Here is a 1,453-nt window from a genome sequence, read left to right as displayed (position 1 = left end):
ATTCTAACCAGCTGAACTACCACTCCTTTTGTCCGCTTTAAAGTTCGAACCTCTTTCCCCTTACGGGAGTGCAAATATAGACACTATATTCAGTTTATCACTATAGTAATCGACTTTTTAATCAATAATTATGTAACACACTGAACCTCATTCTAAATATTTTAATCAAAACCATTATTAAGCAAAAAAGCCTCAACTTTTTCAAGTTAAGGCTTTTGTTGCGGAATGGACGGGACTCGAACCCGCGACCTCCTGCGTGACAGGCAGGCATTCTAACCAGCTGAACTACCACTCCTTTTGTTCTTCTTTAAAGTTCGAACCTCTTGTCTCTTTCGAGGTTGCAAATATAGAGACTATATCTTAATTCGCAAACTTTTTTTTCAAAAATATACAACTCCTTATCCTACAGCGCCTTCCTGCATCTTTTCTGCATTTTCTGCAAACTGAAGTGCACTAATAATCTCCTGAATATCACCATCCATAATGCTTGGCAAGTTGTACATCGTTAATCCGATACGGTGCTCGGTAACACGGCCCTGAGGGTAATTGTAAGTTCTGATTTTTGCTGAACGATCGCCGGTTGATACCATTGTTTTACGTTTAGCGGCAATATCGCCATTCTTTTTTTGTAGTTCGATATCGTAAAGTTTGCTACGCAACATCTCCATCGCAATAACACGGTTACCCAATTGAGAACGCTCTTGTTGGCACACCACCACCAAACCTGAAGGCTTGTGCGTTAATTGCACCTTAGTTTCTACCTTATTTACGTTCTGTCCGCCGGCACCACCTGAACGCGAAGTTTGCAGTTCGATATCAGCTGGGTTAATGTACAGATCAATTTCTTCAGCTTCTGGCAAAACAGCTACAGATGCCGCCGAAGTATGTACACGCCCTTGAGTTTCGGTATCTGGCACACGTTGCACACGGTGCACGCCACTTTCGTATTTTAACTGGCCATAAACATCATCGCCACTCACTTTTAAGATCACCTCTTTATAACCACCTGCTGTACCTTCAGTTACATCAACGGTTTCTACTTTCCATCCCTTAGTTTCGAAATAACGGGTATACATGCGGTATAAATCGCCAGCAAATAAAGCCGCCTCATCTCCACCGGTACCACCACGGATCTCGAATACCGMGTTCTTAGCATCTTCAGGGTCTTTAGGAATCAACATCAAACGGATATTACTTTCCATTTCTTCCTGTTGTTTTAACAAAAGATCAAGCTCTTCTTTTGCCATCTCACGCATTTCAGCATCTTTCTCAGTAGCTAAAATTTCTTTGTTGGCATCAATATTACTCATCACATTTTTGTAGATTTTATATTCGTCTACAATCTTGCCCAAGTCTTTATATTCTTTATTTAAAGCCGCAAAACGTTTCATATCCTGAATTACATCCGGATTGCTCAACGATTCTTCCACATCTTCCCAACGCAGCTTTATAG

Annotated in this window: 1 protein-coding gene and 1 tRNA gene; both read right to left on the bottom strand. The window is 40.9% G+C overall.

Annotated features, from left to right (window positions below; genetic code table 11):
- Window positions 1-221 precede the first annotated feature (221 nt).
- A tRNA-Asp gene (locus AC1DPQ_RS27560) sits at window positions 222-295 on the bottom strand.
- Between the two features lie 103 nt (window positions 296-398).
- Window positions 399-1,451, bottom strand: a complete 1,053-nt coding sequence (gene prfA / locus AC1DPQ_RS27555; RefSeq protein WP_477611537.1) for a peptide chain release factor 1 — start codon at window positions 1,449-1,451, stop codon at window positions 399-401.
- Window positions 1,452-1,453 lie beyond the last annotated feature (2 nt).

The sequence above is a fragment of the Pedobacter sp. 01T416_2 genome (assembly GCF_056398925.1).
This window is presented reverse-complemented; position numbering and strand designations above follow the sequence as displayed.